Raw genomic sequence first — 23,553 nt, forward strand, 5'->3', positions numbered from 1 at the left:
ACACAAAGCCTAATTAGGCATATCTTATTATGCCCATTCTATAGATGTTACCAACGTGTGGCTTTGCTGTGGTGCAAGAGTAACAGCATCATCTAATACATTGGCGGCTTCAAGGCATAACATGGTTTTGTATTCATCGTCAGCAAAATTAGACAAGCGCTTAGATTTTTCAATCCATGGATTCCAAAGCACACACGAACTAGAATTTGCTCGCCCAACTTTAATAACGCCCTCGGGGGTATTTATGTATTGAATAGGTGCGGCTTGGGTGTAAACCATGTCGGTTTCACGCTCAAACCCAACAACCGTTTGCTGTGTAAAAGGCCCTTTAGCAAATTCAACATATTGCGCGCCTTGCAAGCCGTCAACGTGTGTATTAGTAATATCTGACGTTGGAAAATATGTATGCAATGCTTGTGTATAGCTAAACGCCGTATTGCCTAAGTTTGTTGTGGTTAGTCTCACCTCAAGCGAATCACTTAAAACAAATTCCACCTTCAATGCCGACTGATGCGGCCAATATTCAGTGTTCACCAACTTCATAGGTAGCTTTAAACTCACCGTAATACATTCCTCAGTTTCATTAACCTCATCAGCTTGCCACAAGCTGGTTCGGGCAAAACCATGTGCTGGCCAACCAGCGTTAGCGTGTGTCCCAAACCAAGGCCAACAAATAGGAATACCACCGCGAATACTCATGCCTTCTGAGAACGTTTCATTACCCGACACCCAAATAAGAGGTTGCTTACCCTTAGGTGTAAATTGCGTAATTTGACCACCTTGCAAAAATATTTTTGCATCGCACAAATCACTTTCAATATTAATAAATTCAAGACCGGTTTCGGTGTGTTCAATGCTCACTGATGGCGATAATTTCATGCCTTTCCCTTTAATATTAATAATCACAACGTTCAATACTCTTACATATAACGTAAAGTATAAACCAAGCAAATAAGTTTTTGCTTATTCAGACAATCATTGTGAGCATATTGATAGTTGTATATCATGCACTTACTTAGTTTACACTTTAATTAATTACACACTAAACGCACAAAATGAATCGTAAAAAAGCTATTTGAGCCGTGTATTTAATAGTTCAAACGTAGCTAAAATGCTTAACTAAGCACTCCCACCTATTAAAAAACCCTTAATTAAAGGGGTATTGCTTTAAGGCAAATTAGTTTCTACTCTAATTAATAAAAACGAGTAACAGCAGTAAAAAAATTAAATTTTTAATTTGAATTCAATTTATTTGATGTGTAACATTTCGCGATTATGGCAAAGCATCGCTTTTCGACGAGATAAACACATGCAAAAATATGACGAGTTATTGGTATCTTTACGTAAAGTGATCCGAGCGATTGATTTACACTCAAAGCAACTTAATAAAACAGCCGGCTTAACTGGCCCACAACTGCTTATAATGCACGAGGTGTCTCAAACTGATGGCATCACTGCTAGCCGCATTGCGCAAAATGTAAATTTAAGCCCAGCGACCGTAACTAATATTCTCGACAGAATTGAAAGCAGAGATCTGGTCACACGCGTTCGAAGCCAAATGGATAAACGTCGAGTGAGCTTACACCTCACCGAAAAAGGGAAAGAATTACTACTTAAAGCCCCTCAACCATTACAAGAACACTTCATAGAAAAGTTTTCTGGTCTGGCTGAATGGGAGCAGTCTTTATTACTTTCATCTATGCAGCGTATTGCAGCCATGATGGATGCAGATAAATTAGATGCATCTCCCTTACTTGAAGTGGGCGCACTTACACAAGCGCCTAAAGAATAAAAAACGAACAATAAAAAATATAATGGTTTTGTACTAAGCTCTTAACCCAAGGTGTTATTAATATCTTGGGTTTTTATTTTTAACCAAACGAAAAGAAGCAGCTAATATGACCAAACTCTCAAAATTATCGCTCGCATTTATTTTAGGTAGTGTTTCGAGTACTTCTTACGCCACCGATATCGACACGCTTCAAAGTCAATTAAAACAACTACAGCAGCAAATGAAGCTGCTTGAACAAAAACTAGTTGAAGAAAAATCTAAACAGCAAAAAATTAACGAAAAACACCAAGAGCAAGTTGCACTTATCGAGAAAAAAGCTGACCAAAACGTTGTGGTGGCAGAAGCGCCGAAAGAAAAAAGCAGCGGCATAAAGGTAGGCGGTGCTATTCGTACAAACTTTAGTTATGCATCGTATGATGACGATAACGAAGACCGCGGCGGCGACTTCGATTTTGACGTTTTTAGACTTAATTTTTCTGGTGATGTAGGCGACGTTATTCTTAACGCAGAAATTCGCTTTTTTGATTACATGACCGCAGTAAAATATGCTTATGCAGCGTACGATTTTGCAGACGATTGGCAAGTACAAGCAGGTATCACCAAAGTCCCCTTTGGTAACTGGCCTTATAATTCGCACAACTGGTTTTTTAACACCACCTATTACATCGGTTTAGAAGATGATCACGATTTAGGCATCATGTTTAAACGTAAAATTGCAGATAACTGGCAATTAGATCTCGGCTTTTTCAAAAACGATGAGCTTGGTGGCGTAGATGGCTACGTTGACAACCGCAGCGATCGCTATTCATACGATGTAGTTGGCGTAAGAGCCCCAGAAGACGGCATTTACGCAGAACCTGCAACCCAAATAGGCGAATACAATACGTTTTCGGGCCGTTACGGTTACCATTTTGAACATGACGGCGGCACAACCGAGTTAGGTTTTTCTGCGTTATCTGGCGGGTTACATGACGGTAATGACCGCGCAGGCGACTATTATGCATGGGCTATGCACCTAAATAGCAATATTGATGCATGGAACTTTCAGCTTCAACATGGTGAATACAACTACGACATAGATAATATTGATCGTATGGCCGTAGGTGCTTACTCGTTTTACGACAGTATTGCCGCAGAAGCAACCATGACCAATGCAAACATCGCTTACAGTATGCCAGTTGAGTGGGGCCCAGTGACAGGCCTACAATTTTATAACGATTACGGGATTATCTACGATAAATCTGACAGCAGCGCAGATACGTGGATGAACGTGACGGGTGTTTCTGTAGCCGCTGGCGGCTTGTTTACCTACTTTGATTTTGTACACGCTAAAAACCAACCTTTCGTTGGTGGATCGATTGCCGGTGACAGCAGCGAAACAGAAAAACGCTTTAATATAAACATTGGTTATTATTTTTAATAACTACTGTTTAGTCTACAAAAAAGGGCATACTGGGTATGTCTTTTTTTATTGGAATAGCGTTTTAGCTTTATAATAAATGTAAAATAGGCCTACACTTTAAATTAGTCGCCACTCACTATAGCGCCGTCAATGAATATAAAATCGTCACTTATCTGTTATAAAAATGTAGGGTTAAAAATGCTAGGCTTAACCTTAGTGGCGCTAGGCATTTTAGGCATTGTGCTTCCGGTCATGCCCACGACTATATTTTTTATTTTGGCGCTCACTTGTTTTACTCGTTCATCTCCTGCACTTGCAAATTGGTTACTTAATCATCCTCGCTATGGTGTTACCTTGCAACAATGGCAAGCTCACAAAGTGGTACCAACTAAAGCTAAGTACTTTGCCGCTATTGGTATGCTTGTTGGCTTTATACTTTTACTTAACTCAACAGCACCTAATTGGGTTGTATACCTTGTAGCAGCAATAGAAATTGCGGTTATGATTTACCTTATTTTAAGACCCTCACAACCCCCTCAGCACTAAACCTCGTTTAAACGCACTAACTAGCATAAAAATTTTTTAGCCTGAATTCAGGGTATTTAAAATATTAATGTAAAGTTACGTAAGTAAATTTGTAATAAGTAATGCAAATCATTATCATGTAATAAATTTTATTACATTAAATTATTTATGTCGTTTATTAATAAGCGAGCTTTGTACAGTACAAGCCGTGCCCTACATATTTATATTTCTACCGCTTTGTTTTTTTTACTCATTCTATTTTGCGTAAGCGGCATTGTACTTAACCATGTTGACTGGCTTAAAAACGATAAAAGTAACGGGCAAGTCACCGCAACTATTCCAGCTGAGCTTGTAACTAAAGCCAACGCACAGCTAAATACACTGCCTTCGCTTTACCCAGAAATAGAAGCTTATCTAGCTACACAATACTCACTCACCAAGGTAAAAAGTATTGAATGGGAAAAAGAAGACGCACTTGTCATGCTCGACTATCCCCTTCCGGCCGGTTTTGCTTACGCTGAGCTTGACTTTACAACTGGCGAGCTAAACCTCGATTACCAAACAGGCGGCTTTTTAAGCCTTATTGGCGATTTGCATAAAGGCCGACATAGCGGTGCAGTGTGGAGCTGGGTAATTGATATCTCAGCGGTGTTGATGATTATTTTTGCCATCACCGGCATGATTATTTTATTTCAAAACAGAAAAAAACGCTTAGCAGGTATATGGATAACCGTTTTAGGCATCGCAACGCCATTGGTTATTTACTTATGCTGGGTACCACAAATTAAAGGAGTGTCTTAATGTTAAAAGTTAGTACTGTATTTAGCGCAGCATTATTAATGGTTGCCGCACTATTTCAAACAACGGTTCAGGCACAAACGCCACAGCTAGAGATTGAACTCACCCTACCCGACCTTGACGTACAACCTTATCATCGACCGTACGTTGCTGTGTGGCTAGAAACACCAGAGCGCAAACACGTAACAACGCTTGCACTTTGGGTTCAAAAAGCCGAGTGGTTTAAAGACTTACGCCAATGGTGGCGTAAAGCAGGTAAAACCAATATTAACTTTGACGGTATAAGTGGCGCCACTAAGCGCGCTGGTACTTATACAATTGATTGGCAAGGTAAAGATTTAGACGGCAACGCCGTAGCACCTGGTAAATACCTTTTAAATATTGAAGTTGTTCGTGAAGAAGGAGGCCGTGATTACAAACGCCTCGAACTCGATTTAACAAAGCCAGGTAAAATTACCATCGATGGTAAAAAAGAGTTTTCAACCAGTTTTGTTACCGTAAACGCTAAGTAGTAGCTATTTATAATTCGAATTTAAAGGACAGAAAAATGAAAATTAATTTATTAAAAACAGCATTAATTGGCGCACTTAGCTTATCAGCGCTGGTATCTACATCAGCCAGCGCACATGGCCGTTGGTTATTACCATCACACACCTCACTTTCTGGCGATAAAGCGCATTATGTAATGATTGATGCGAGTATTTCTAACGAAATGTTTGCCCCCGATAAAGCCTTTAAGCCAAAAGAAAAAGACGCTCAATGGGACGACACATTACTCATGGCGCTTATGCCAAACGGCGAGCCGGTTAGCGACACTATTCGTGCTTATTACTTAAAACGCAAAAGCTCAGCCGCAGTTAGTTTAACTGAACAGGGCACCTACCACATTGCAATGACACAAAAGCCAATGTACATGACCTTTTATAAAGATGAAGAAGGTAAACGCAAACGTGTATTTGGCAAAAAAACAGACGCTAAATTACCTAGCAACGCTCAAGGCGTACGCACCACTAAAGTGATTTCAACGGTAGACACGTTTGTAAGCCGTAACGGTACATCTAAGCCTGCATTATTAGGTTTAGGCCTTGAACTAAGCGGCCCAACCCATCCAAACGATTTATTTGTAGGCGAGCAAGCGCGTTTTCAATTACTACAAGACGGGAAGCCTGCAGCCGAAGGTATCGAAGTAAATATTTTAAGAGGCGACACTCGCTACCGTAACGAACGTGGCGAAGTAAAAGTAACCACCGATAAAAACGGCTTCTTTACAACAACATGGAACGCACCGGGTATCTATTTAATTGAAACCGCCACTGAAGTTGATGTAAAGGAAGAAGGCGTAGACTCAGGTCGTTATGCATTATTTACAACACTTGAAGTTGCGCCTGAGTAATTTTTTAGGCATTTATTTAAACGTATTTTCTAAGCCAAGTTTTTAACTTGGCTTTTTTATGCTTATCACTTTTTTTCAATCTCTCTTTTACTTTTTCTTGATTTCGCAACCATTCGCCACAAGATTACAACAGTAACGATCTAACCGTCTGTAACGTACGTAAACAGTGGCCTTACTTATTAAAAACGTGAATAACATAGATGGTTTTTATCTTTGCACGTAGTTGAGCGCTTCTATATGATTCGCTCCTTTTTCAAACTCACCAAAACAACGACGTTCTTAAGGAACATAAATGACTTTTAAGCGTTTATCAGCCAATAAATTAGCACTTAGCCTGGCCGTAACCTCTGCACTTGGCGGCTCTTTTGTTACAGCTAATGCAGCAGAGCAAGATACTCAGGCACAAGAGAATATCGAAGTAATCTCAGTAACAGGTACTCGCCGTAGTTTGCGAAGTATTGCTGAAAGCTCAGTGCCGGTAGATATTATTACTAGCAGCGATATGGCAAGCACAGGCCAACTTGAAATCAGCCAAGTTCTTGCCAACCAAGTGCCTAGCTTTAACTTTCCAAGTGCCACTTTAGGTGATGGGACCGATCATGCAAAACCTGCTGTGTTACGAGGTTTAGCGCCCGATCACACTTTAGTGCTTATCAATGGTAAACGCCGTCACTCTGGCGCGCTTTTAAACTTAGCGGGTGTTGTAGGTAGAGGATCTACTGCGGTCGATTTAAACATGATCCCTACATCAGCCATTAAGCGCGTAGAAGTACTTCGCGATGGCGCTGCAGCGCAATACGGCTCTGATGCCATTGCTGGAGTGATTAATATTGTTTTAAAAGATGCCTCTGAAGGCGGCAGTGTAAGCGTAACCTATGGTGAATACGATACACAAATGGCGGGCGCACCGAACTTAGAAAGCACCTATGCAGATGCAAACGGCGACCTTGCATTTAATCTAGGTGATGACCGCGAAATTAGCGATGGCGCAACACGCACTATTAGCGCTAACTCTGGATTTGCATTATCAGACAGCGGCTTTGTAAACGTATCGATTGAATACCGCGATAACAGCCCAACACAACGCTCTGGTTTTGACCCTCGCGAGCAATATAGCCGCCTTGACGATGGCAGCCTAGACCCGCGCGAATTTACTATTGACCGTTACAACCATCGTTTTGGTAAAGCTGACCTTGAAGATTACGCTTTATTTTACAATATGGGTTACGAGCTAGATAACAGCCTAAACCTGTATTCATTTGGTAGCTACTCAAAACGAGAAGGTAACTCAGGTGGCTTTTACCGCCGTGCGCAAGACAGCCGTAACGTATTAGCACTCTACCCAGATGGCTTTTTACCGCAAATTGAAACCGATGTTGAAGACTACTCATTTGCCCTAGGTCTAGAAGGTGAAACGGGCGACTGGACATGGGATGTAAGTACCAACTATGGCCGCAACGACTTTGCATTGGGCGTTGTAAATAGCTTAAATACGTCTTTGGGTGCCACCAGTCCCACCGAATTTGATAACGGCGCACTAGTTTATGACCAATTTATAGTCAATGGTGATGCCAGCACAACCCTTGATTTAGGATTACCTGACGACGTATTTTTTACTCTAGGTGCTGAATACCGCCACGAAAGCTACAAAATAGAACAAGGTGAAGAAGCCTCTTACATTACTGCACTTGATAGCAATGGCAACCCAATTGCTGCCGGTGGCGCGCAGGTACTTTCGGGTTTTGGTCCAGAAAGCGTAACCGATGAAAGCCGCCATAACGTTGCACTATTTGTTGAGTTTGACACCTACCTAACCGAAAACTGGAACATGGTTTTAGCAAGCCGCTACGAAGATTACAGCGACTTTGGCAACACCTTTACCTCAAAACTTGCAACACGTTACAGCGTAAACGAAAACTTATCGCTACGTGGGGCAATTAGCACAGGTTTCCGTGCACCATCGCTTGCACAAAGCTCGTATCGCCAAATTTCAACCGTACTTGAAAACAACCAAGCGTTTGAAGTAGGCCTATTCCCAACAGATGCACCCGCAGCGCAAGCCCTTGGCGCAAAACAGTTAGACGCTGAAGACTCAGTTAACTTAACTGCTGGCTTTGTTTACACCCAAGGTAACTTTAGCTTAACGGTTGATGCCTACCGTATTGATATTGATGACCGTATTGTACTCTCGGAAAACTTAAGCGGTGCCGCAGTACAGCAAATTTTAGCGGATGCTGGTGAGTTAAATACCGAAAGCGTACGCTACTTTACTAACGCAATCGACTCGCGCACGCAAGGCGTAGACATTGTTGCAACTTACCTACTTCAGTTAGATAACTTTGGCGATGTGCGCTTAAACGCAGCGGCTAACTTTAACGACACCGAAGTGACACACGTTGACGATAATCCTGAACAACTAAACTCTTTAGGTGACGACTACGTTGTATTTGCACGCCGTGAAGTAGGTCGTTTTGAAGAAGGCACACCAGACAACAAACTGAATCTGTCGGCCGTGTGGAACTTTAACGAATGGCAAACAACGTTACGTGCAACACGTTACGGTGAAGTTGCTGATATTTCCACAACAAGCGATCGCGATGAATACCTAGACGCTAAATGGATAACCGATTTAGAAGTGGCATATCGTCCTAATGACGAATGGAAATTTGCACTGGGTGCCAATAACTTATTTGACCAATACCCGCAAGCTACGGTCGATAACATTGGTTACTCTACCTTTAGCCAAATATTCCCGTACACACCCTATACACCGTACAGTTTAGATGGCCGCTTTTTATACGGTAACATTACTTACAGCTTTTAATTTGTATAATTAAAACCAGTCGTTAAAACAAAAAGGATGCGCTATGCATCCTTTTTATTAATAGTTAGTAATTTTAACCACTAATTAGTCTTTTAATTTTTAGCAAAAAACCAAATTCATTATAAAACAAACACTTAAATTTAGGCCCCATTATTGCTCTAGTCTTGTTATATTAACAAATAACGTCACATTAAAAGGACTAACCATGAGCTCATCAACTGTATCTACCATTGCTAAACCACTTTCGCTAATTAGCGGTATTTTATTATTAAGTGGCTGCGTGTTTCATATTTCGCCAAGCGTTGCATCGGTAAAACAAACACAACAACTTACATTACCTAGCAATAACCTTGAATACCTAGACGTATTAAGCGGTGCAGGTTCACTTAAAATAATGGGCTCGTCAACAGCAACCAGTATTAATGTTGACGCCACTATTTACACAGCCGATATTGACGACGAATACGAACTCACACTCGATCAAAGTGGAACTAAAGCAAAGCTTGTTGCCCAAAATACAAGTAATAATGGAATTAGCTTTTACAGCGGTCAATCGCCAAGCATTGATTTAGTGGTCACCGTCCCTAACAACCTTAAGCTAGATATTGATGATGGCTCGGGCGATATAACTATTAACGCCATGACAAATAATATTGATGTAAAAGATGGCTCAGGCAGCTTATCAATCAATGGCGCTAAAAATTTAAACATAGACGATGGCTCGGGTGATATTTCGCTTCAAAGCATTACCGGCAACCTAGAGCTTAACGATGGCTCAGGTAGCATTACTATTAATAACGTGAATGGCAATGCAAATATTGATGATGGCTCAGGCGATATGAGTGTAAATAATGTGCGCGGTACATTAACCGTTGAAGACGGGTCAGGAAGCATAGCAATACAACATATTAATGGCGCTGTAGACGTTGAAGATAACTCGGGCGACTTAACCATTGAGCATGTTGATGCAAACGTTACCATTGAAGATGGTTCGGGCAGTATTCGTGTTAATCATGCAAAATCATTGACTATTACTGAAGCAGGTTCTGGCGATGTAAGCATTGATAATGTGAACGGCCCTGTAAAATACAACCAATAAGATCAGGTGTATCAAGCTTTAAATAATAAAATGCACTTAGCCTTGGCTTAAGTGCATTTCTTTTTAAAAACTTTATAACCCACTAATAGCCAACTAACTCTGCATAACCTTTACCTTTAAAACCACCTTGGGTTTTAATTCGCCCCTCCCAGTAGGGAATACTCAATTGATTACGTGAATCGGGGTTACGCGCTTCAATGGTTATAGGCTCAAATCCCTCAACATTAAGCTGCCATTTAATAGGGTAGGATTTATTACTTGGCGTTGTTTGCGCCGTTTGGGTTGTAAGCTCAGATGTTTTTAATACCTGTAAGGTCACGTCATTATTTGCTATTGCGCGCACTTGTCCATCGGAAGTAATGTGCGATGCACTGCAGTAATCATAACTTTGCTGGCCATTACGAATACAAAATGCCATCAAACCACCCTGCTTTTTATCATCAGCCTGAATGCTAAACCAGTCCCACCCATTTTGGCTCGGATCGATTAACGCCGAAGACCACTCTCTGTCTAACCAAGCATCTCCGGTTACTTGATACGTTTCACCCGCAAATGTAATGTTGCCTTTGGCTTGTAAAAACGGATAACTGTAATAATAAGAGGCATGCCCCTGATGCGTTTTTTGGCTGTAACCTTGCTCGCCATGTTTTACAAGTGGGCTATTAGCCAGCACCAAATTAGCGCTGTAATTTTCCTGCTGCGCCTTCAAGTTAAGCGGTAAAAATGCTGCCTCTTTACTTGCTAACTGCCAATCATCTAAGCGAGCCTCAAATGGCTGCGCAGTAATATTAACTTGCCCCGATCGACCGTACTTTTCAAACGCATAGTGCTGGGTATCTGATTGTATTGCAAAGTGAGCAAAATACAGCTGCCCGTTCCACCATGGCGACGTTTCAGTTGCAGTGTTTTTATCATCAACAGAGAGCCTAAATAAAGTCCATTGCACACCAAAGGTGTCGCCATTATCTGCCTTTAAATTAGCAGTAACGTACCACCATTCAATACCTTGCTGATGATGTGCTCCATGATCGCGTGGAAAGCTAAGCCCTTGTTGTTTATTTACAGGTTCACCAAATTGCTGTGCAAATCCGCTATGCATTTGTTTGGTTTTACTTAATTGCTCTACTTCTGGCTGGCACGCGCTTAATGCGCCAATAAAAACAAAGATAACGGCTGCTTTTAGTCTATTCATGTAAGTCCTATAACTTGGCGACATTATCGGCAACTGCGCTTCGTGTTAATTTTATTAGCGGTAACGCACTCACAAATAAGGCTAAAATAAATATAAGCACAGTAAAACCACCTAATTGCAGCCAATTAACGGTCATGGCCATGGTCCAACCAAAGGCAATTGGCATTACGTAAGTTAATAATACCCACCCAAGGCAAAGTCCCAAAGGTATAGCCAATAACAAAGTGGTTAAAATAATAAGTGCGGCTTGCAATATTTTTGCACCCAATAATTGCAGTTGAGTCACACCCAACGTTTGTAATACTGCCATAGGCTGCAATTGCCCCCGCCCCAGGGTTAAAAAGCTTACCCACATGCCAAATAATGCAATCAGCATAATAAATATATTAAGCGCCTGAGTAACATAAAAAGTTTTACCAAATAACTGCTTAGCAAAGCGCTTAAACTGCTGATTGGCAATGACTTGTTGGCTATCTAATTGGTACTGTTTTTGAATATATTCGGCTATGGCGTCTACGTCGCTATTGGGCTTTAGCCATAGCGATAAACCATACTCGGTGTAACTTAAGCTGCTATTTAATAGTGCTGTTGTAGTGACTACCACATTTAAACCTTGCTCGCCGTAATCATAATAGGCAGCGCGTACTTGGCACGTTAGTTTATTAATATGCTGCCTTAGGGTTATTATGTCACCAACTGCAAGCGAGTACTGCAGCAAGGCGGGTTCATTCACTAAACAACCCACAATCCCATTTTTGTTTTTTTCAAATACTGTAGATGTAGGTGCTTTATTGTTTAACAAAGTAAGATGTTGGTTGTAACTGGCCGTTGCACCAAATGCCATAACATCAACAGCAACCATGGTTTTAGGTGTTTTAAGCTCACTGTTAGCTGACCAATATACGCCCACCTTTTCAACTTCTGGGAGTTCAGTCAGTTTGGTTCCTAATGCTTGAATGTTTTGATCGGGCCTTACGTACAAATCGGCGCTTAGGCGTTTTTCAAGGTGTGTATCTAAGGTGTCGCTAAAACTGCCAACCATAATTTGCATACCTACAGCGGCACCCATCGCCATTAAAATGGCGAGTACTGAGCTCAATAATGCAGGTAATTGCACTATGCTATCGGCTTTTAACCACTGAATAATCGGGTTTTGTGTGGGCCATGGCAGCTTAAATACAGCTTTAACTATCGGTGGCGTAACCACAAAAAAGAGCAGTAGCACACAAACACACAGCAACAAGGCGCCCATTTTGGTATTTGCCGTTAGCGCTAAATAACTGGTTGCTGTAATGGCGAGCATTAACATTGGCCATTTAATACGCGCTAAAACAGTATTTAATCGAGCCGACTGGCTGGCTAAAAATCCTAACAAAACAAAAATATTAAGTGTAAAGCCACTGGCAACCATGCTGCTATCAAGGTTTACTACAAAGCTTCTATCTAGTTGGTAAAGCCCTCGAAGAGTGGCCGATACATCCATAACCAAGGCGTTTGCTAGTGCCGCGCCTAATATCGCACCTAACACAGCCGCAAAAAAACTAAGCAACGTTAATTCAATAGCCAGCGCCTTAATTAACGCCGACCGCTGACACCCCAACACCCACATTTGCTGCTGTAAGTGAGCGCGCGCATTGTATGCCAGCTTAATTGCGTTAAAGCTTAAAAACGCACCTACCACATAACCCAACAATGCCAGCGCTTGTAAATTAAAGAAAAACGCCTCCGATAGCGCGTCAAAAGCTTGCTCTTGCGCAGCTTCAAGGCGTGCTTGCTCGCCTAGCAATGCGTTTAACTTAGCTGCTTGTTTACTATTTAAACCACTTACTTCAAAGTAACTGATCACCCCATTTGCGCGCAGTAATTTATCAGCAAGGCTAATGTCCACCAGCATGGTCATGCCTAGACCTTGCAGTTCACTTACCGTTAAAGTGCGGGTGGCATCGCCCATTTTTATATTAATACGGCTGTTTTTTAAATTTAGCCGCTGCATTAATTTAGGATCGATATAAACAGTATTTAGTAGCTGTTCAAAACCGGAGTAACTATTGTTTGCTGTTGATGCTGAGCTGTCGGTATTTTGTGTAAGCCATTGCAATAAATTGACACCTCTAAGTGCGAGCTTTTGCTGCTTATCGGTTTCAATTACACCTTCTAAAACGGGTTGAACCTGCGTAAAACCAGCGGCCCTAATGCGCGACCACATACTGTTGGGCAACCTGTTTTCACCTAATACAGGGCGTATAAAATGCGTCACAGGGTTTGCAATCAACGCTGTGGTTTGTTGATAGCGCTTACCGGCCTCCAGGTTTAAACCTTGTATTGCAGTAAGTAACGCCGCACCTAAACTAAAACCAATAAAAAACAGTAATAACAGCCCTACATGACGGCGATAAAACTGCATATACGTTATTAATATAAGTTTAAGCTCAGCCATTAACTTGGCCATCTTTTAAAAATAGTTGCGTAGTAAATTGATTAGCCAATTGCTGACTATGAGTGACCATAATTAGTATTATTTGCTCTTCTTCACACAAGCTTTTTAATAGCGTAACGATATCGAGTGAGCGAGCGGCATCAAGGTTGCCGGTCGGTTCATCAGCCAATAGTAGCTTGGGCTTATTTAATAGCGCACGGCCTATTCCAACTCGTTGCTGCTCACCACCTGATAGCTGTTCAGGCATCGCTGTTAGCTTATTTTCTAAGCCTAGCTTTTTAGCCATTGTATTTACTTCATCGTCGCTAGGCGATAACCCATTAAGCCTTGCTTGAAAGCACATGTTGTCTTTTACATTTAACGGGCTGAGTAATTGGTAATGCTGAAAAATAATCCCTATTTTACGCCTATAAAGCGCAAGCTCACTGGCACTCAATTCACTAATTTTTTGCTCATTAACCGTAATAGTTCCTGCATCAGGAGACAGTAAACCGGCTAATAAATTTAATAATGTTGTTTTGCCCGAGCCACTATCGCCCAGTAAAGCAATGTGTGCAGCGGGTAAAATAGTTAACGATAAATCATTAATTATTTGTCGTTTTGTGCCACCATCTTGGCGTGTAAAAAACACATTATTTAGCGAAATCATAAAATGTAGCTCGTCCTAGGGGCAAAATTTTTAGTTTTGTTTAAACGTTACAATAACAGCAACTCGGTCATTTAAGTGCTTTATTTATGCCCATTGCAATAAATTTTATCATTCAGTTAAAGCAATTTTACTAAGTAACTCATTGTATTTTAAAAGTACCTAAGCCATGCTAATTATCTAAACTTTAATAAGGTAAGCATGTGTTAGAAATAGCGTTAATATACTTAGCTGCGGCTATTGTGGCGGTGCCTATCGCCAAGCGAGTGGGCCTTGGCTCGGTACTGGGTTACTTAATTGCCGGCATACTCATTGGCCCCTATGCATTAGGGGTAGTGGGCGATCAAACAGATGTAATGCATTTCGCCGAATTTGGCGTAGTGATGATGCTATTTTTAGTTGGCCTTGAACTGCAACCTTCCCGCTTATGGAAGCTTCGCCACTCTATTTTAGGGCTCGGTGGCCTGCAGGTAGTGCTAACCGCCGCCGTTATTTTTGCGTTTTGTTTTTGGTTTTTTACTATGCCTTGGCAAACCGCACTCGCTATTGGTTTAATGCTCGCGTTATCGTCAACCGCTATTGTACTGCAAAGCCTTGAAGAAAAAGGTTGGCTAAAGCGCGAAGCCGGCCAAAATGCATTCTCAGTTTTATTATTTCAAGACATTGCCATTATTCCTATTTTGGCACTGCTGCCATTACTTGCCTTTGCTCCACCAAGTAGCTCTAAAGAAATCAGCCATTCTATTATTGCCAACTGGCCAGTATGGCAACAAGTTGCTGTATCAGTAGGCGTGATCGCAGCCATTATTGCCGGTGGTAAATACGTATCAGCCCCATTATTTAGATACATAGCTAAAACTCACATGCGTGAAATATTCACTATTTTTGCGCTATTTTTAGTGGTGGCTATTGCTCTTGTTATGCAAAGTATTGGGCTTTCACCAGCATTAGGAACGTTTTTAGCAGGGGTAGTCCTTGCCGAAAGTGAATTTAGGCATGAGCTCGAAGCCGATATAGAGCCCTTTAAAGGCCTACTTCTCGGGTTATTTTTTATAACCGTAGGTGCTTCTATTAACTTTGAGTTATTGGCTAGTGAGTTTTCAACTGTTATCGCACTTGTTGCATTACTTATTGTGGTAAAAGCCTGTATTTTATATGCCCTTGCCATTACCTTTAACATCATAAAAAAACAGCGCTTACTATTTGCATTAGCCCTTGCACAAGGCGGCGAATTTGCCTTTGTATTATTAAGCGTAACCACAACACTGGCCATTTTAACACCAGAACAAACAAGCTTAGTAACCCTGGTCGTCGCCGTATCCATGTTAGTAGCGCCGCTGTTGTTAATGATGTACGAACAACTCGAAAAGCGCAGCCATACCAGTGCGCCAGAGTTCGACAAGCCTGAACAAATTAGCACAGCTAAACACGTTATTATTGCGGGCTACGGACGGTTTGGACAAATTATGGGCCGTTTATTACACGCCCAAGGCTACGAAATAACAGTACTCGATCACAGCCCCAGCCAAATAGAATTACTACGCCGCTTTGGTAATACCGTATTTTATGGTGACGCCGCACGCCAAGAACTCCTTGAAGCCGCAGGCGCTCATACCGCACAAATGCTGGTTGTTGCCATTGATGACCCTGACAAAACTATTGAAATAATTGAGCTTGCCCACAAAAACTACCCACAATTAAAAATTGTTGCCCGCGCAATAGACCGTCGCCATGCTTACAAATTGCTTAATTTAAAAGTAGATGCCTTTAACCGCGAAACCGTCGACTCAGCTATTAATTTAGCCGTAGAAGCACTAGAGCTACTTGGAAACAACAAACAAGATGCCGAGCGCGCCGGTAAGCTGTTTAGAGAACACGATCGCGCTGCGGTTGTACAACTTGCCGAACTATGGGGCGACGATGCAAGTTACGGCGTAGCTGTGCGCCAACGTATGGAAGATTTAAAACAGGTATTACAACAAGACAGGCAAGCACAAAGCGATTTAAATACCTGCGACAGCGGCGATTGCGAAGATGGCCTAACAGAACTCGCTGATAAACCTAAAAAGCCTGATGATGCTCATTTGGAGTAGTGTCTAAAAATTGATATGTGCTATTAGCATGAGTTAATAGCACTTTTAATAAATACCACACTCACATAAGTTACCTAAAAACATAGCCGAACTTTAGCTAGTGTTCAAAACGCTTATATATTCCTCCCCAATCTGCGGGTTCTGGATATTTAATCTTATAAGCATTTATTTCAGCTTTAGAAGCGTACTTAAAATAAGTAAAGACGTAGTCACTTATGTAGCTTTCGCCTTCCCCCATTCTCCAAAAAATTTCGCTTGGGTGATAATCTGGAAATTTAATCCAAGGCGGTATTGGTGGGTTGTGCTTTAACTCTTTGTCATAGCGCTCTTTTAGCATTTTCTCCCAAGCAGCTCTATGCTCAAGATACTTATCTTGTTGTTCATCGGTAGTGTTAGCTTGTTTTTCACTTCCCATTGATGAAATAGGTATAAGCATTAAAATAAGCGCTAAAGCTTTGTAAATATTCATAAAGTAATACATTACTAGATATAGGCTTTAATTAAAGCTTTTAGTTCTTCTTTTTCGGCTTCGCTTGTAAAAGCACTAGCCGGAATTATTAAAGCCAATAGCTTGTCTACAAATATATATAAGTCGCCTTTATTTTCTTCTATTGCTTCAACGGCTTGCCATTTATAAAAGTAACGTCCTAGATGATTAGTTTCGCAAATACCATCAGCTTGAAACTCAATTGTTTTATTGCCAATCATTACGCCATTTTCATTGGGGATTGATTGCTTTTTTATCTTATGATTATTGTATAAAAATACAATAATCAATATTAAAAATGGCACTGCTACAATTAACCCACTTGGCCAATGAAAGTCAGAGAGGCGAATAGACTCAACCTGAAAAAAAGTCATAAAAACAACGGTTAGCACAAACCATACAATCACATTTTTTATAAACCCTAGACCTTTATTATCTTTAGGCGCACACAACTTTTTTATTATAAAATCAGCGTAGTCGGTATAATTCTTTTTAGTAACAGTAATAGATTTGAGCATTGTCATGTCCATATAAAACGCCTTTCAGCGCACAATTAGGTTTTGTGTTTAAGTTAATTACTAACTACAAGCGTGTATCAAGCTTAACTAACTCACCTGATAGTACATCAAAAATATAATAAAGTGTTTCACTCTCCGGCTTGGTATAAATTAAGGCCGTATTATTACTAATTAACTGATAGCCCTCAATATTATCCATAATGGATTTCAAGCCAGAGCCGTCGTATTCAGAAACTAACAACTCTTTTTGGTCATCACTATTTAAAAAGCCATTTTTATTCGTGTCGTTTCGTACAACGGAGTAGATGTTTTTACTTAGAACGCTTTGGTAACTGGTTTCTTTTAATTGAACCGGAGAAAAGCCTACAATTAATACGTTATTTTTGAATAACACTTTGTTTTTCTGGCCAGTTTTAGTAAACATTAAATTTACTGCATTACGACTCAAACTCAGTGCTGAAGAAACAATAATCTCAGCATTAGCGCTGTAAGGTTTTTGATTTACTATTTTGTCAGATGTGATTTCTAAAATGTGAACATCTTTGATTTGACCAATATAATTTTTTTGTAACTTTGGTTCTTCATCAAGGGCCGCGCTATGTTCAATCACCTGAACCTTAGGCGCAGAATAGCCACTTTTAAAAAGATCACTAATAAGGCTCTTACCAATAGCAAAAATTACAACTATTGCAGCAATAAATAGTAATACCTTATTAGCTTTTTCAATAAAATTCATAATACGCATGTTCGATGCAAACTCCTTATAAATAACTGTTACAGCCTTGGTAATTAGTTTTTTACCCATTTAATATTGGTTTCTTTAATACCTAAACCTTGCTTGAATCTCTCAGGAAACTCTAATGAGGGCTTACCAGCCCATCCTCTCTCAAGGTATAAATTGTAGCCGTCATCATTTTTTTCATATTTAACAGCGGACAACCAAATACCATCCCAATCACCTAAAAAATCCAGTTCGGCTAAAGTGTTTGGATATACGCCATTGCGAGTTTTATGTAGTTCAATGAGAGAAATAGCAGATACAAAGTTTTGCGTACCAAACCTTTCATCGGCTCCAGGTACTTCAAAATCACACCCGGCTAGTAATAAAACAAATAAAAGACTAAATACGTACTTTCTCATTAAAAGTAACTCCTAACTTTGTTTAAACATTGCGAACAATTAAAGCGCCGTAAAAAACTCAACCAAGCTACTTCAAACTTTCTGAGCGACGTTGTAAAAAAGAACATAATTTTTATTTTAACGGCGGTGGTATTGCTATGATCGCTTCTGGCCGATTTGCTCTGAGCAACTCTTTTAAATTTAACTGTATTCTTTCACCACACATCACAATTCCTTTTTTGTCCTGTGTTGTTGAGTAACCGAGTACTATATTTAGTAAATCTAATTTTTCAGGATTAACTTGAAAAAAAACTTTGTAATAACCTTTATAACTATTAGCTTCAGTAAAGTTTAAGTCTGCTAAAAAAGTATCTTTTATCACTAGAGTGAATGACGTTAAATAATAATTATTAAACATTTCAGGCACATATACAATATAGCCTGTAACGTTACCTACGCTATAGTCTTCATTTATTGCAAAAGATGCGAGTTGACCTAGTTCATCATCACCGCAGGCGAATAATGAGTTAGTCCAGAAAAAACATATAACTAAAAGTGCTCGCATTTAAGTCCAATATAACAGCTTTGTTAAGAGGCATTTTTGCAAACGTCCCTATTGAGTGGACTTCTATTAGTATCAAATAGCGTAAGTTATTGCCAACTAAAAATATTTGGCTGTAAGTGACTGCTTATTTATAAGAAGAGCCGATTATTCGAGGCCTTATTTGGGCAGTAGTATTTTAAATGCACTTTATTTTACAGGGCGGTTAGTCGCCCACTATAGCTTGCTGATTTAAAGTAAATTAAATTTAATCTAAATACAGCAAGCTCGTTTTACGCCATATGACGGAGCCTTTGTCGCTAAAGTCCAGCTAAAACCTAGTGGTGGTGTCCGCCTTGAATCGCTTCACCTTGCTCGTTATAAAACCCTGTTGCGCCGTGTTCTATAAAACCTAGGTTGATCATTTTTGCTAAAAACGGGTCGTTTTCGTTATCGCCAATGTCGGCGTAGTCAGTAGTTTGAAAGCGGTCCCACTGCGCAAATTGCGAAGTAACTTGCTGCTTGTTATAGCTTACGTTATTTAAGCTTAGTAACGTGATTGTTTGGTTTTTTGTGTTGTTTACACTAAAAGATTTAACAAGCTGGGTTTGGCTATAAAAAGCAAGTGTGTAGGTATTTTCTCCCTCTTGGTAGGTGTAGTTTTTTACCTCATCACAGCCTGTGCCTTGCGTTTTTGTAAGGGTCATTTTTTTAATTAAGTGATTATCCACCAGCTGATTTTTAGCACTCCAATTTTGTACGCCGCGCACTTCCGATGGCTGATACTCAATACCGCGTTGTTGGGCATTAAAATAACGTATTGGACGAATTTGTTTATTAGCTAAATGTTGCCACAGCTCAGTAGTAACATCGTTTTGATGTGCGACTTGCTGGTTATTACGCCAAAGTGTAAGTACCTGACTACTTTGCTTATTTTTGTGGGTGTTGGTAATTGTGTAGTCGGCTTTTAAGTACTGGCTATTTAGGTTGCACTGAGTGGCAACTGCGCTGGCGCTTGTTAGTGTGGCAACCAACATGGTTGCGAGTAATGATAATGCTGTTTTCATGGTGCTCTCTATATTTAACGTCACTGTTATTGCCATAACATAACCACTAACAATGGCATTTTTATGACATAAAAAAGCCCGCAAAATAATGCGGGCTTTTAATAGGCTCTATTTACTGAGCCACTGTTTCATCGGCTGTTTTAACTAGGTCTGCGGCAAAGTCCATTACATGGAATAAAAAGCTTTGCTCGTTTGTGCCTGTTACTAAATGTGCACCTGGGCCCATTGCGTAAACACCTACATCTTCACCCGCGTGGGTTTCTGAACTAAGTGGTACTAACGACTCTTGGTGAAAGCCCGGTGTGGTTGTATCAACATTTGTTAAATCAACACGCCCTGTAACCGGTGCAGCTAAGTAAGAAGCGTCGGCATTGGTTTCATCGCCTAAGTCTCTGTAGCCTAAACCATTGGTGTAGCCTACTGTAGTATATGGCATGTCGTCGGCTGCAAGGCTTGGCTCGGTTTGGCCAACTGCAACCACTTTGCCTAATATTGGGTTACCACGTTTTGGGTAGCCTGCAATAGTAAATACATGGCTGTGATCGGCAGTCACCACAATCAGCGTTTCTTCTGGGTTAGTGCTGTCCATAGCGGCTTTAACGGCTTTAGCAAATTCAATGGTGTCGTTAAGCGCGTTGTATGCATTGCCTGCGTGGTGTGCATGATCTATTCGCCCGGCCTCTACCGATAAGAAAAAGCCGTTTTCGTTGTTGTTAAGCACGTTGATTGCTTTTTCGGTCATTTGTGAAAGCGAAGGCTCGCCCGCTACATCGTTTGCACGGTCAGCTTCGTATTGCATGTGAGATTCGTTAAATAAACCAAACACCTTTGTAGCATCGTCGCTAATTGCATCAAACCCTGTTTGGTCCATTACGTAGTTGCCATTAGGGTAAGTAGCTTGCCACTCGGTTACTAAGTTACGGCCATCGGTACGATCCCCTTCAACTGCGCTGATTGCATCGCCTGAATTAGCCGTGGCATCTTTTGGTAAAAAGTGACGACGACCGCCACCCATTACTACGTCAATACCATCTACATCAATGCCTGCAAAGCGTGCTTCTAGGTTAGCTTCAAAGTTAACAAGTTGCGATGCAATGTCTTCACATGCGTCTGAACCTGCTGGCATATCAGAGTTATCTTCCCAGTTACGATCAGCCGACTTCGCATACGTTGCCGCGGGTGTTGCGTGAGTAATACGCGCCGTAGAAATAAGGCCTGTTGCTTTACCTGCTATTTCAGCAAGCTCAAGCGAGGTGACCAGCTCATTACCTGCAACGGTTGAACAAACACCGCGCTCAATGTCTTCGTCTACACCGATTACGCCAACATCAGTTTTAACACCTGACACCATTGCCGTCATTGTGCCTGCTGAATCAGGTGTTTGTGCATCTACGTTGTACGTTTTAACAAAGCCTGAGTAAGGCATGGTTTCAAAACTAAGTTGGTAGTCTTCACCCATGCCGCCTTCAAGCTGACCCGCTAAAATACGTGCAGCCGTAACGGTAGAAATACCCATACCGTCGCCTACAAATAAAATAACATTTTTCGCCTTGCCCGACTCTGTAACCGCTTCGGTATTAGCTTGCTGCGTTGCTGATAACTTTGTTTGTGCGTCGCTATACCAGGCATTACCTGTAAGGTTAGCTAATTGCTCAGTAGTTAGCGACGTTGCCGGCGCATTACACACCAGGTTAGATGAGTTAACTTCGTCGCTATCGAGTACGCCATTTTCATTTGTATCTACGCCCACTTGGGTTTCTACACCGCCATTAATACATTGCGCTGAGCCCACGGCTATGGCGTTGTCTACTGCGATAATGTTGTTATCACTTTTATCGTCATCACTTGAACAACCCGCTAGCGCGACCATTACTGCTAAAGAAAGTACTGTTAATTTTTTCATGTTCGCCGCCATTATTGCTGAGTTAATTCAAGAGCTTGGTTAATTAGATGAAATACAACGTTTTGCTCAATAACACCTTGAGCAAGTTGTGCACCTGGGCCTTTAGCATGCAGTGAAATATCTTCACCGGCATGTGTTTCAGAACCGAGTGGCACCGTTGTTTCTTGGTGAAAACCTGGGGTTGTTGTATCAACACCATTTAACTCAACGCGCCCAGCTACTGGGCCGCTTAAGTAGGTTGCATCAGCGTTTGTTTCATCACCTAGGTCTCTAAAACCTAAACCATTTGCATAACCTACTGTAGTGTATGGCATGTCATCGGCAGCAAGGCTTGGCGCTGTTTGGCCTACGGCCACTACTTGGCCTAAAATTGGGTTACCGCGCTTAGGGTAACCAGCAATAGTAAATACGTGGCTGTGATCGGCAGTGACTAAAATAAGGGTTTCTTCTGGGTTGGTATTATCGATTGCTGCTTGAACTGCATTGGCAAATTCAATGGTATCGTTAAGTGCGTTGTAAGCATTGCCTGCGTGGTGCGCATGGTCAATACGGCCCGACTCAACCGTTAAGAAAAAGCCATTGTCGTTTTTACCCAGCACGTCGATTGCTTTTGTGGTCATTTCGGTCAGTGATGGCTCGCCTGCTACGTCGTTTGCTCGGTCAGCTTCGTATTGCATGTGCGATTCGTTAAATAAGCCAAATACTTTCGTAGCGTCATCGGCAATAGCATCAAACCCTGCTTGGTCCATGACGTATGTTGCATTTGGATATTGTGTTTGCCACTCAGTGACAAGGTTACGCTCATCGGTACGATCGCCTTCAACGGCGCTTGTTGCATCGCTTGAATTAGCCGCAGCATCTTTTGGTAAAAAGTGACGACGACCGCCGCCCATTACAAAATCAAGGCCGTCCACGTCGGTACCTAAAAAGCGCGCTTCTAGGTTTTTTTCAAAGTTAATTAGTTGAGATGCAATATCTTCACAGGCTTCAGACCCTTCTGGCATATCTGAAATATCTTCCCAGTTACGGTCTGCCGATTTAGCATACGTGGCCGCTGGCGTTGCATGGGTAATACGCGCTGTAGAGATAACCCCTGTTGCAAGGCCTTTAATTTCAGCTAGTTCTGTTGCGGTTAAAAGCTCGTTACCCGATACAGTTGAACACACACCGCGCTCAATGTCTTCGTCTACACCAATTACGCCTACATCAGTTTTAACACCTGAGATCATTGCGGTCATTGTGCCTGCAGAATCCGGCGTTTGCGCATCTACGTTATACGTTTTAACTTGCGCAGAATACGGGAACTCTTCAAAGCTTAAATAGCCTTCTTCACCTGGGTTGCCTGCTCGTTGGCCTTTTAAAATACGTGCTGCCGTTAGGGTAGAAATACCCATGCCGTCACCCACAAATAAAATTACGTTTTTTGCTTTTGTAACTTGTGCACTTTGTGCCTGAGTATTTTTAGTAGCTAACGTAGTTTGTGCGTTTGTATACCAGTTATTGTCTGTTTGGCTTTGTGGTAATACATTGGCATGACTTGCAGCGCTTAACATAAATGTTAGCCCAACCGCCGCAGCGACTTTTTTAATTTTCATCCTTTATTATTCCCATTATGTAGTGGTTATTTTTGCTTGAAGCTAAAACCTCAAATAAGTAACCGCTGCACTATAGGAAATACATATGACTAATAAAGGACGTTTTAATGAAGAAAAAGTGA

At 41.2% G+C, this 23,553-nt stretch carries 21 protein-coding genes; 9 read left to right on the forward strand and 12 right to left on the reverse strand.

All coding sequences use genetic code 11. The annotated features are described in order from the left end of the window. Positions 1–27: 27 nt before the first annotated feature. On the reverse strand, positions 28–879 hold the full coding sequence (locus tag R0J88_RS10630) for a D-hexose-6-phosphate mutarotase (protein WP_410899874.1): 852 nt from the start codon (positions 877–879) through the stop codon (positions 28–30). A gap of 430 nt (positions 880–1,309) precedes the next feature. Between R0J88_RS10630 and R0J88_RS10635 the strand changes: the two genes are divergently transcribed. From R0J88_RS10635 to R0J88_RS10670, 8 genes are all read left to right on the forward strand, one after another. Beyond that, a complete protein-coding gene (locus tag R0J88_RS10635) occupies positions 1,310–1,792 on the forward strand; it encodes a MarR family winged helix-turn-helix transcriptional regulator (RefSeq protein ID WP_008131907.1) in 483 nt (160 codons plus the stop codon). 106 nt (positions 1,793–1,898) lie between these two features. Beyond that, positions 1,899–3,212 carry a porin gene (locus R0J88_RS10640; RefSeq protein WP_410899875.1) on the forward strand — a complete coding sequence of 438 codons (1,314 nt, stop codon included), beginning with the start codon at positions 1,899–1,901 and terminating at the stop codon, positions 3,210–3,212. 132 nt (positions 3,213–3,344) lie between these two features. Beyond that, entirely contained in the window at positions 3,345–3,740 is a 396-nt protein-coding gene (locus tag R0J88_RS10645) for a YbaN family protein (protein ID WP_410899876.1), read from the forward strand. A 147-nt stretch (positions 3,741–3,887) separates the two neighbouring features. Further along, positions 3,888–4,520 carry a PepSY-associated TM helix domain-containing protein gene (locus tag R0J88_RS10650; protein WP_410899877.1) on the forward strand — a complete coding sequence of 211 codons (633 nt, stop codon included), beginning with the start codon at positions 3,888–3,890 and terminating at the stop codon, positions 4,518–4,520. Next, entirely contained in the window at positions 4,520–5,029 is a 510-nt protein-coding gene (locus tag R0J88_RS10655; RefSeq protein WP_006792520.1) for a DUF2271 domain-containing protein, read from the forward strand. Before R0J88_RS10650 ends, R0J88_RS10655 begins: the two co-directional genes overlap by 1 nt. Before the next feature lie 35 nt (positions 5,030–5,064). After that, positions 5,065–5,910 carry a DUF4198 domain-containing protein gene (locus tag R0J88_RS10660; RefSeq protein ID WP_410899878.1) on the forward strand — a complete coding sequence of 282 codons (846 nt, stop codon included), beginning with the start codon at positions 5,065–5,067 and terminating at the stop codon, positions 5,908–5,910. A 292-nt stretch (positions 5,911–6,202) separates the two neighbouring features. After that, positions 6,203–8,734, forward strand: coding sequence for a TonB-dependent receptor plug domain-containing protein (locus tag R0J88_RS10665; protein WP_010557894.1), 2,532 nt, complete (start codon positions 6,203–6,205; stop codon positions 8,732–8,734). Between the two features lie 205 nt (positions 8,735–8,939). After that, a complete protein-coding gene (locus R0J88_RS10670) occupies positions 8,940–9,833 on the forward strand; it encodes a hypothetical protein (protein ID WP_410899879.1) in 894 nt (297 codons plus the stop codon). Positions 9,834–9,915: 82 nt separating this feature from the next. On the opposite strand, the gene R0J88_RS10675 is transcribed toward R0J88_RS10670, so the two are convergent. The 3 genes from R0J88_RS10675 to R0J88_RS10685 are packed head-to-tail and all read right to left on the reverse strand — an operon-like array spanning position 9,916 to position 14,111. Beyond that, positions 9,916–11,025: a lipocalin-like domain-containing protein gene (locus R0J88_RS10675; protein ID WP_410899880.1), complete on the reverse strand. Its 1,110-nt coding sequence runs from the start codon at positions 11,023–11,025 to the stop codon at positions 9,916–9,918. A gap of 7 nt (positions 11,026–11,032) precedes the next feature. After that, positions 11,033–13,462 carry an FtsX-like permease family protein gene (locus R0J88_RS10680; RefSeq protein WP_410899881.1) on the reverse strand — a complete coding sequence of 810 codons (2,430 nt, stop codon included), beginning with the start codon at positions 13,460–13,462 and terminating at the stop codon, positions 11,033–11,035. Further along, complete coding sequence (locus R0J88_RS10685; RefSeq protein WP_410899882.1) at positions 13,455–14,111, reverse strand: ABC transporter ATP-binding protein; 657 nt, start codon at positions 14,109–14,111, stop codon at positions 13,455–13,457. Before R0J88_RS10685 ends, R0J88_RS10680 begins: the two co-directional genes overlap by 8 nt. A 200-nt stretch (positions 14,112–14,311) precedes the next feature. Between R0J88_RS10685 and R0J88_RS10690 the strand changes: the two genes are divergently transcribed. After that, complete coding sequence (locus tag R0J88_RS10690) at positions 14,312–16,201, forward strand: monovalent cation:proton antiporter-2 (CPA2) family protein (RefSeq protein ID WP_410899883.1); 1,890 nt, start codon at positions 14,312–14,314, stop codon at positions 16,199–16,201. A gap of 97 nt (positions 16,202–16,298) precedes the next feature. Here R0J88_RS10690 and R0J88_RS10695 read toward each other — a convergent pair whose 3' ends face one another. The 8 genes from R0J88_RS10695 to R0J88_RS10730 form a co-directional block, all read right to left on the reverse strand. Then, the gene (locus R0J88_RS10695) at positions 16,299–16,670 is read right to left on the reverse strand and encodes a hypothetical protein (RefSeq protein WP_008131888.1); all 372 of its coding nucleotides are present in this window, start codon (positions 16,668–16,670) and stop codon (positions 16,299–16,301) included. A 14-nt stretch (positions 16,671–16,684) separates the two neighbouring features. After that, entirely contained in the window at positions 16,685–17,218 is a 534-nt protein-coding gene (locus R0J88_RS10700) for a YcxB family protein (protein ID WP_410899884.1), read from the reverse strand. 52 nt (positions 17,219–17,270) lie between these two features. After that, positions 17,271–18,011, reverse strand: a complete 741-nt coding sequence (locus tag R0J88_RS10705; RefSeq protein ID WP_410899885.1) for a hypothetical protein — start codon at positions 18,009–18,011, stop codon at positions 17,271–17,273. Then, on the reverse strand, positions 17,996–18,346 hold the full coding sequence (locus tag R0J88_RS10710) for a hypothetical protein (RefSeq protein ID WP_243532122.1): 351 nt from the start codon (positions 18,344–18,346) through the stop codon (positions 17,996–17,998). The genes R0J88_RS10705 and R0J88_RS10710 overlap by 16 nt, the downstream gene beginning before the upstream one ends. A gap of 112 nt (positions 18,347–18,458) precedes the next feature. Continuing rightward, the gene (locus R0J88_RS10715; protein WP_410899886.1) at positions 18,459–18,890 is read right to left on the reverse strand and encodes a hypothetical protein; all 432 of its coding nucleotides are present in this window, start codon (positions 18,888–18,890) and stop codon (positions 18,459–18,461) included. A gap of 314 nt (positions 18,891–19,204) precedes the next feature. Beyond that, positions 19,205–19,933 (reverse strand): hypothetical protein, encoded by a 729-nt coding sequence (locus tag R0J88_RS10720; protein WP_410899887.1) that lies wholly within the window; start codon positions 19,931–19,933, stop codon positions 19,205–19,207. Positions 19,934–20,045: 112 nt separating this feature from the next. Next, positions 20,046–21,836, reverse strand: a complete 1,791-nt coding sequence (locus R0J88_RS10725; protein ID WP_410899888.1) for an alkaline phosphatase — start codon at positions 21,834–21,836, stop codon at positions 20,046–20,048. An 11-nt stretch (positions 21,837–21,847) separates the two neighbouring features. Further along, positions 21,848–23,431 (reverse strand): alkaline phosphatase, encoded by a 1,584-nt coding sequence (locus R0J88_RS10730; protein ID WP_410899889.1) that lies wholly within the window; start codon positions 23,429–23,431, stop codon positions 21,848–21,850. Positions 23,432–23,553: the final 122 nt, after the last annotated feature.

Source organism: Pseudoalteromonas sp. SIMBA_162, from assembly GCF_046535955.1.
GTDB classification, from domain to species: Bacteria; Pseudomonadota; Gammaproteobacteria; order Enterobacterales; family Alteromonadaceae; genus Pseudoalteromonas; species Pseudoalteromonas marina.

Bases quoted from the DNA above. Each gene is read 5' to 3' on its own strand.
- R0J88_RS10630 (WP_410899874.1), bottom strand. From the start codon at position 879: ATGAAATTATCGCCATCAGTGAGCATTGAACACACCGAAACCGGTCTT.
- R0J88_RS10635 (WP_008131907.1), top strand. From the start codon at position 1,310: ATGCAAAAATATGACGAGTTATTGGTATCTTTACGTAAAGTGATCCGA.
- R0J88_RS10640 (WP_410899875.1), top strand. From the start codon at position 1,899: ATGACCAAACTCTCAAAATTATCGCTCGCATTTATTTTAGGTAGTGTT.
- R0J88_RS10645 (WP_410899876.1), top strand. From the start codon at position 3,345: ATGAATATAAAATCGTCACTTATCTGTTATAAAAATGTAGGGTTAAAA.
- R0J88_RS10650 (WP_410899877.1), top strand. From the start codon at position 3,888: ATGTCGTTTATTAATAAGCGAGCTTTGTACAGTACAAGCCGTGCCCTA.
- R0J88_RS10655 (WP_006792520.1), top strand. From the start codon at position 4,520: ATGTTAAAAGTTAGTACTGTATTTAGCGCAGCATTATTAATGGTTGCC.
- R0J88_RS10660 (WP_410899878.1), top strand. From the start codon at position 5,065: ATGAAAATTAATTTATTAAAAACAGCATTAATTGGCGCACTTAGCTTA.
- R0J88_RS10665 (WP_010557894.1), top strand. From the start codon at position 6,203: ATGACTTTTAAGCGTTTATCAGCCAATAAATTAGCACTTAGCCTGGCC.
- R0J88_RS10670 (WP_410899879.1), top strand. From the start codon at position 8,940: ATGAGCTCATCAACTGTATCTACCATTGCTAAACCACTTTCGCTAATT.
- R0J88_RS10675 (WP_410899880.1), bottom strand. From the start codon at position 11,025: ATGAATAGACTAAAAGCAGCCGTTATCTTTGTTTTTATTGGCGCATTA.
- R0J88_RS10680 (WP_410899881.1), bottom strand. From the start codon at position 13,462: ATGGCTGAGCTTAAACTTATATTAATAACGTATATGCAGTTTTATCGC.
- R0J88_RS10685 (WP_410899882.1), bottom strand. From the start codon at position 14,111: ATGATTTCGCTAAATAATGTGTTTTTTACACGCCAAGATGGTGGCACA.
- R0J88_RS10695 (WP_008131888.1), bottom strand. From the start codon at position 16,670: ATGAATATTTACAAAGCTTTAGCGCTTATTTTAATGCTTATACCTATT.
- R0J88_RS10700 (WP_410899884.1), bottom strand. From the start codon at position 17,218: ATGGACATGACAATGCTCAAATCTATTACTGTTACTAAAAAGAATTAT.
- R0J88_RS10705 (WP_410899885.1), bottom strand. From the start codon at position 18,011: ATGGGTAAAAAACTAATTACCAAGGCTGTAACAGTTATTTATAAGGAG.
- R0J88_RS10710 (WP_243532122.1), bottom strand. From the start codon at position 18,346: ATGAGAAAGTACGTATTTAGTCTTTTATTTGTTTTATTACTAGCCGGG.
- R0J88_RS10715 (WP_410899886.1), bottom strand. From the start codon at position 18,890: ATGCGAGCACTTTTAGTTATATGTTTTTTCTGGACTAACTCATTATTC.
- R0J88_RS10720 (WP_410899887.1), bottom strand. From the start codon at position 19,933: ATGAAAACAGCATTATCATTACTCGCAACCATGTTGGTTGCCACACTA.
- R0J88_RS10725 (WP_410899888.1), bottom strand. From the start codon at position 21,836: ATGAAAAAATTAACAGTACTTTCTTTAGCAGTAATGGTCGCGCTAGCG.
- R0J88_RS10730 (WP_410899889.1), bottom strand. From the start codon at position 23,431: ATGAAAATTAAAAAAGTCGCTGCGGCGGTTGGGCTAACATTTATGTTA.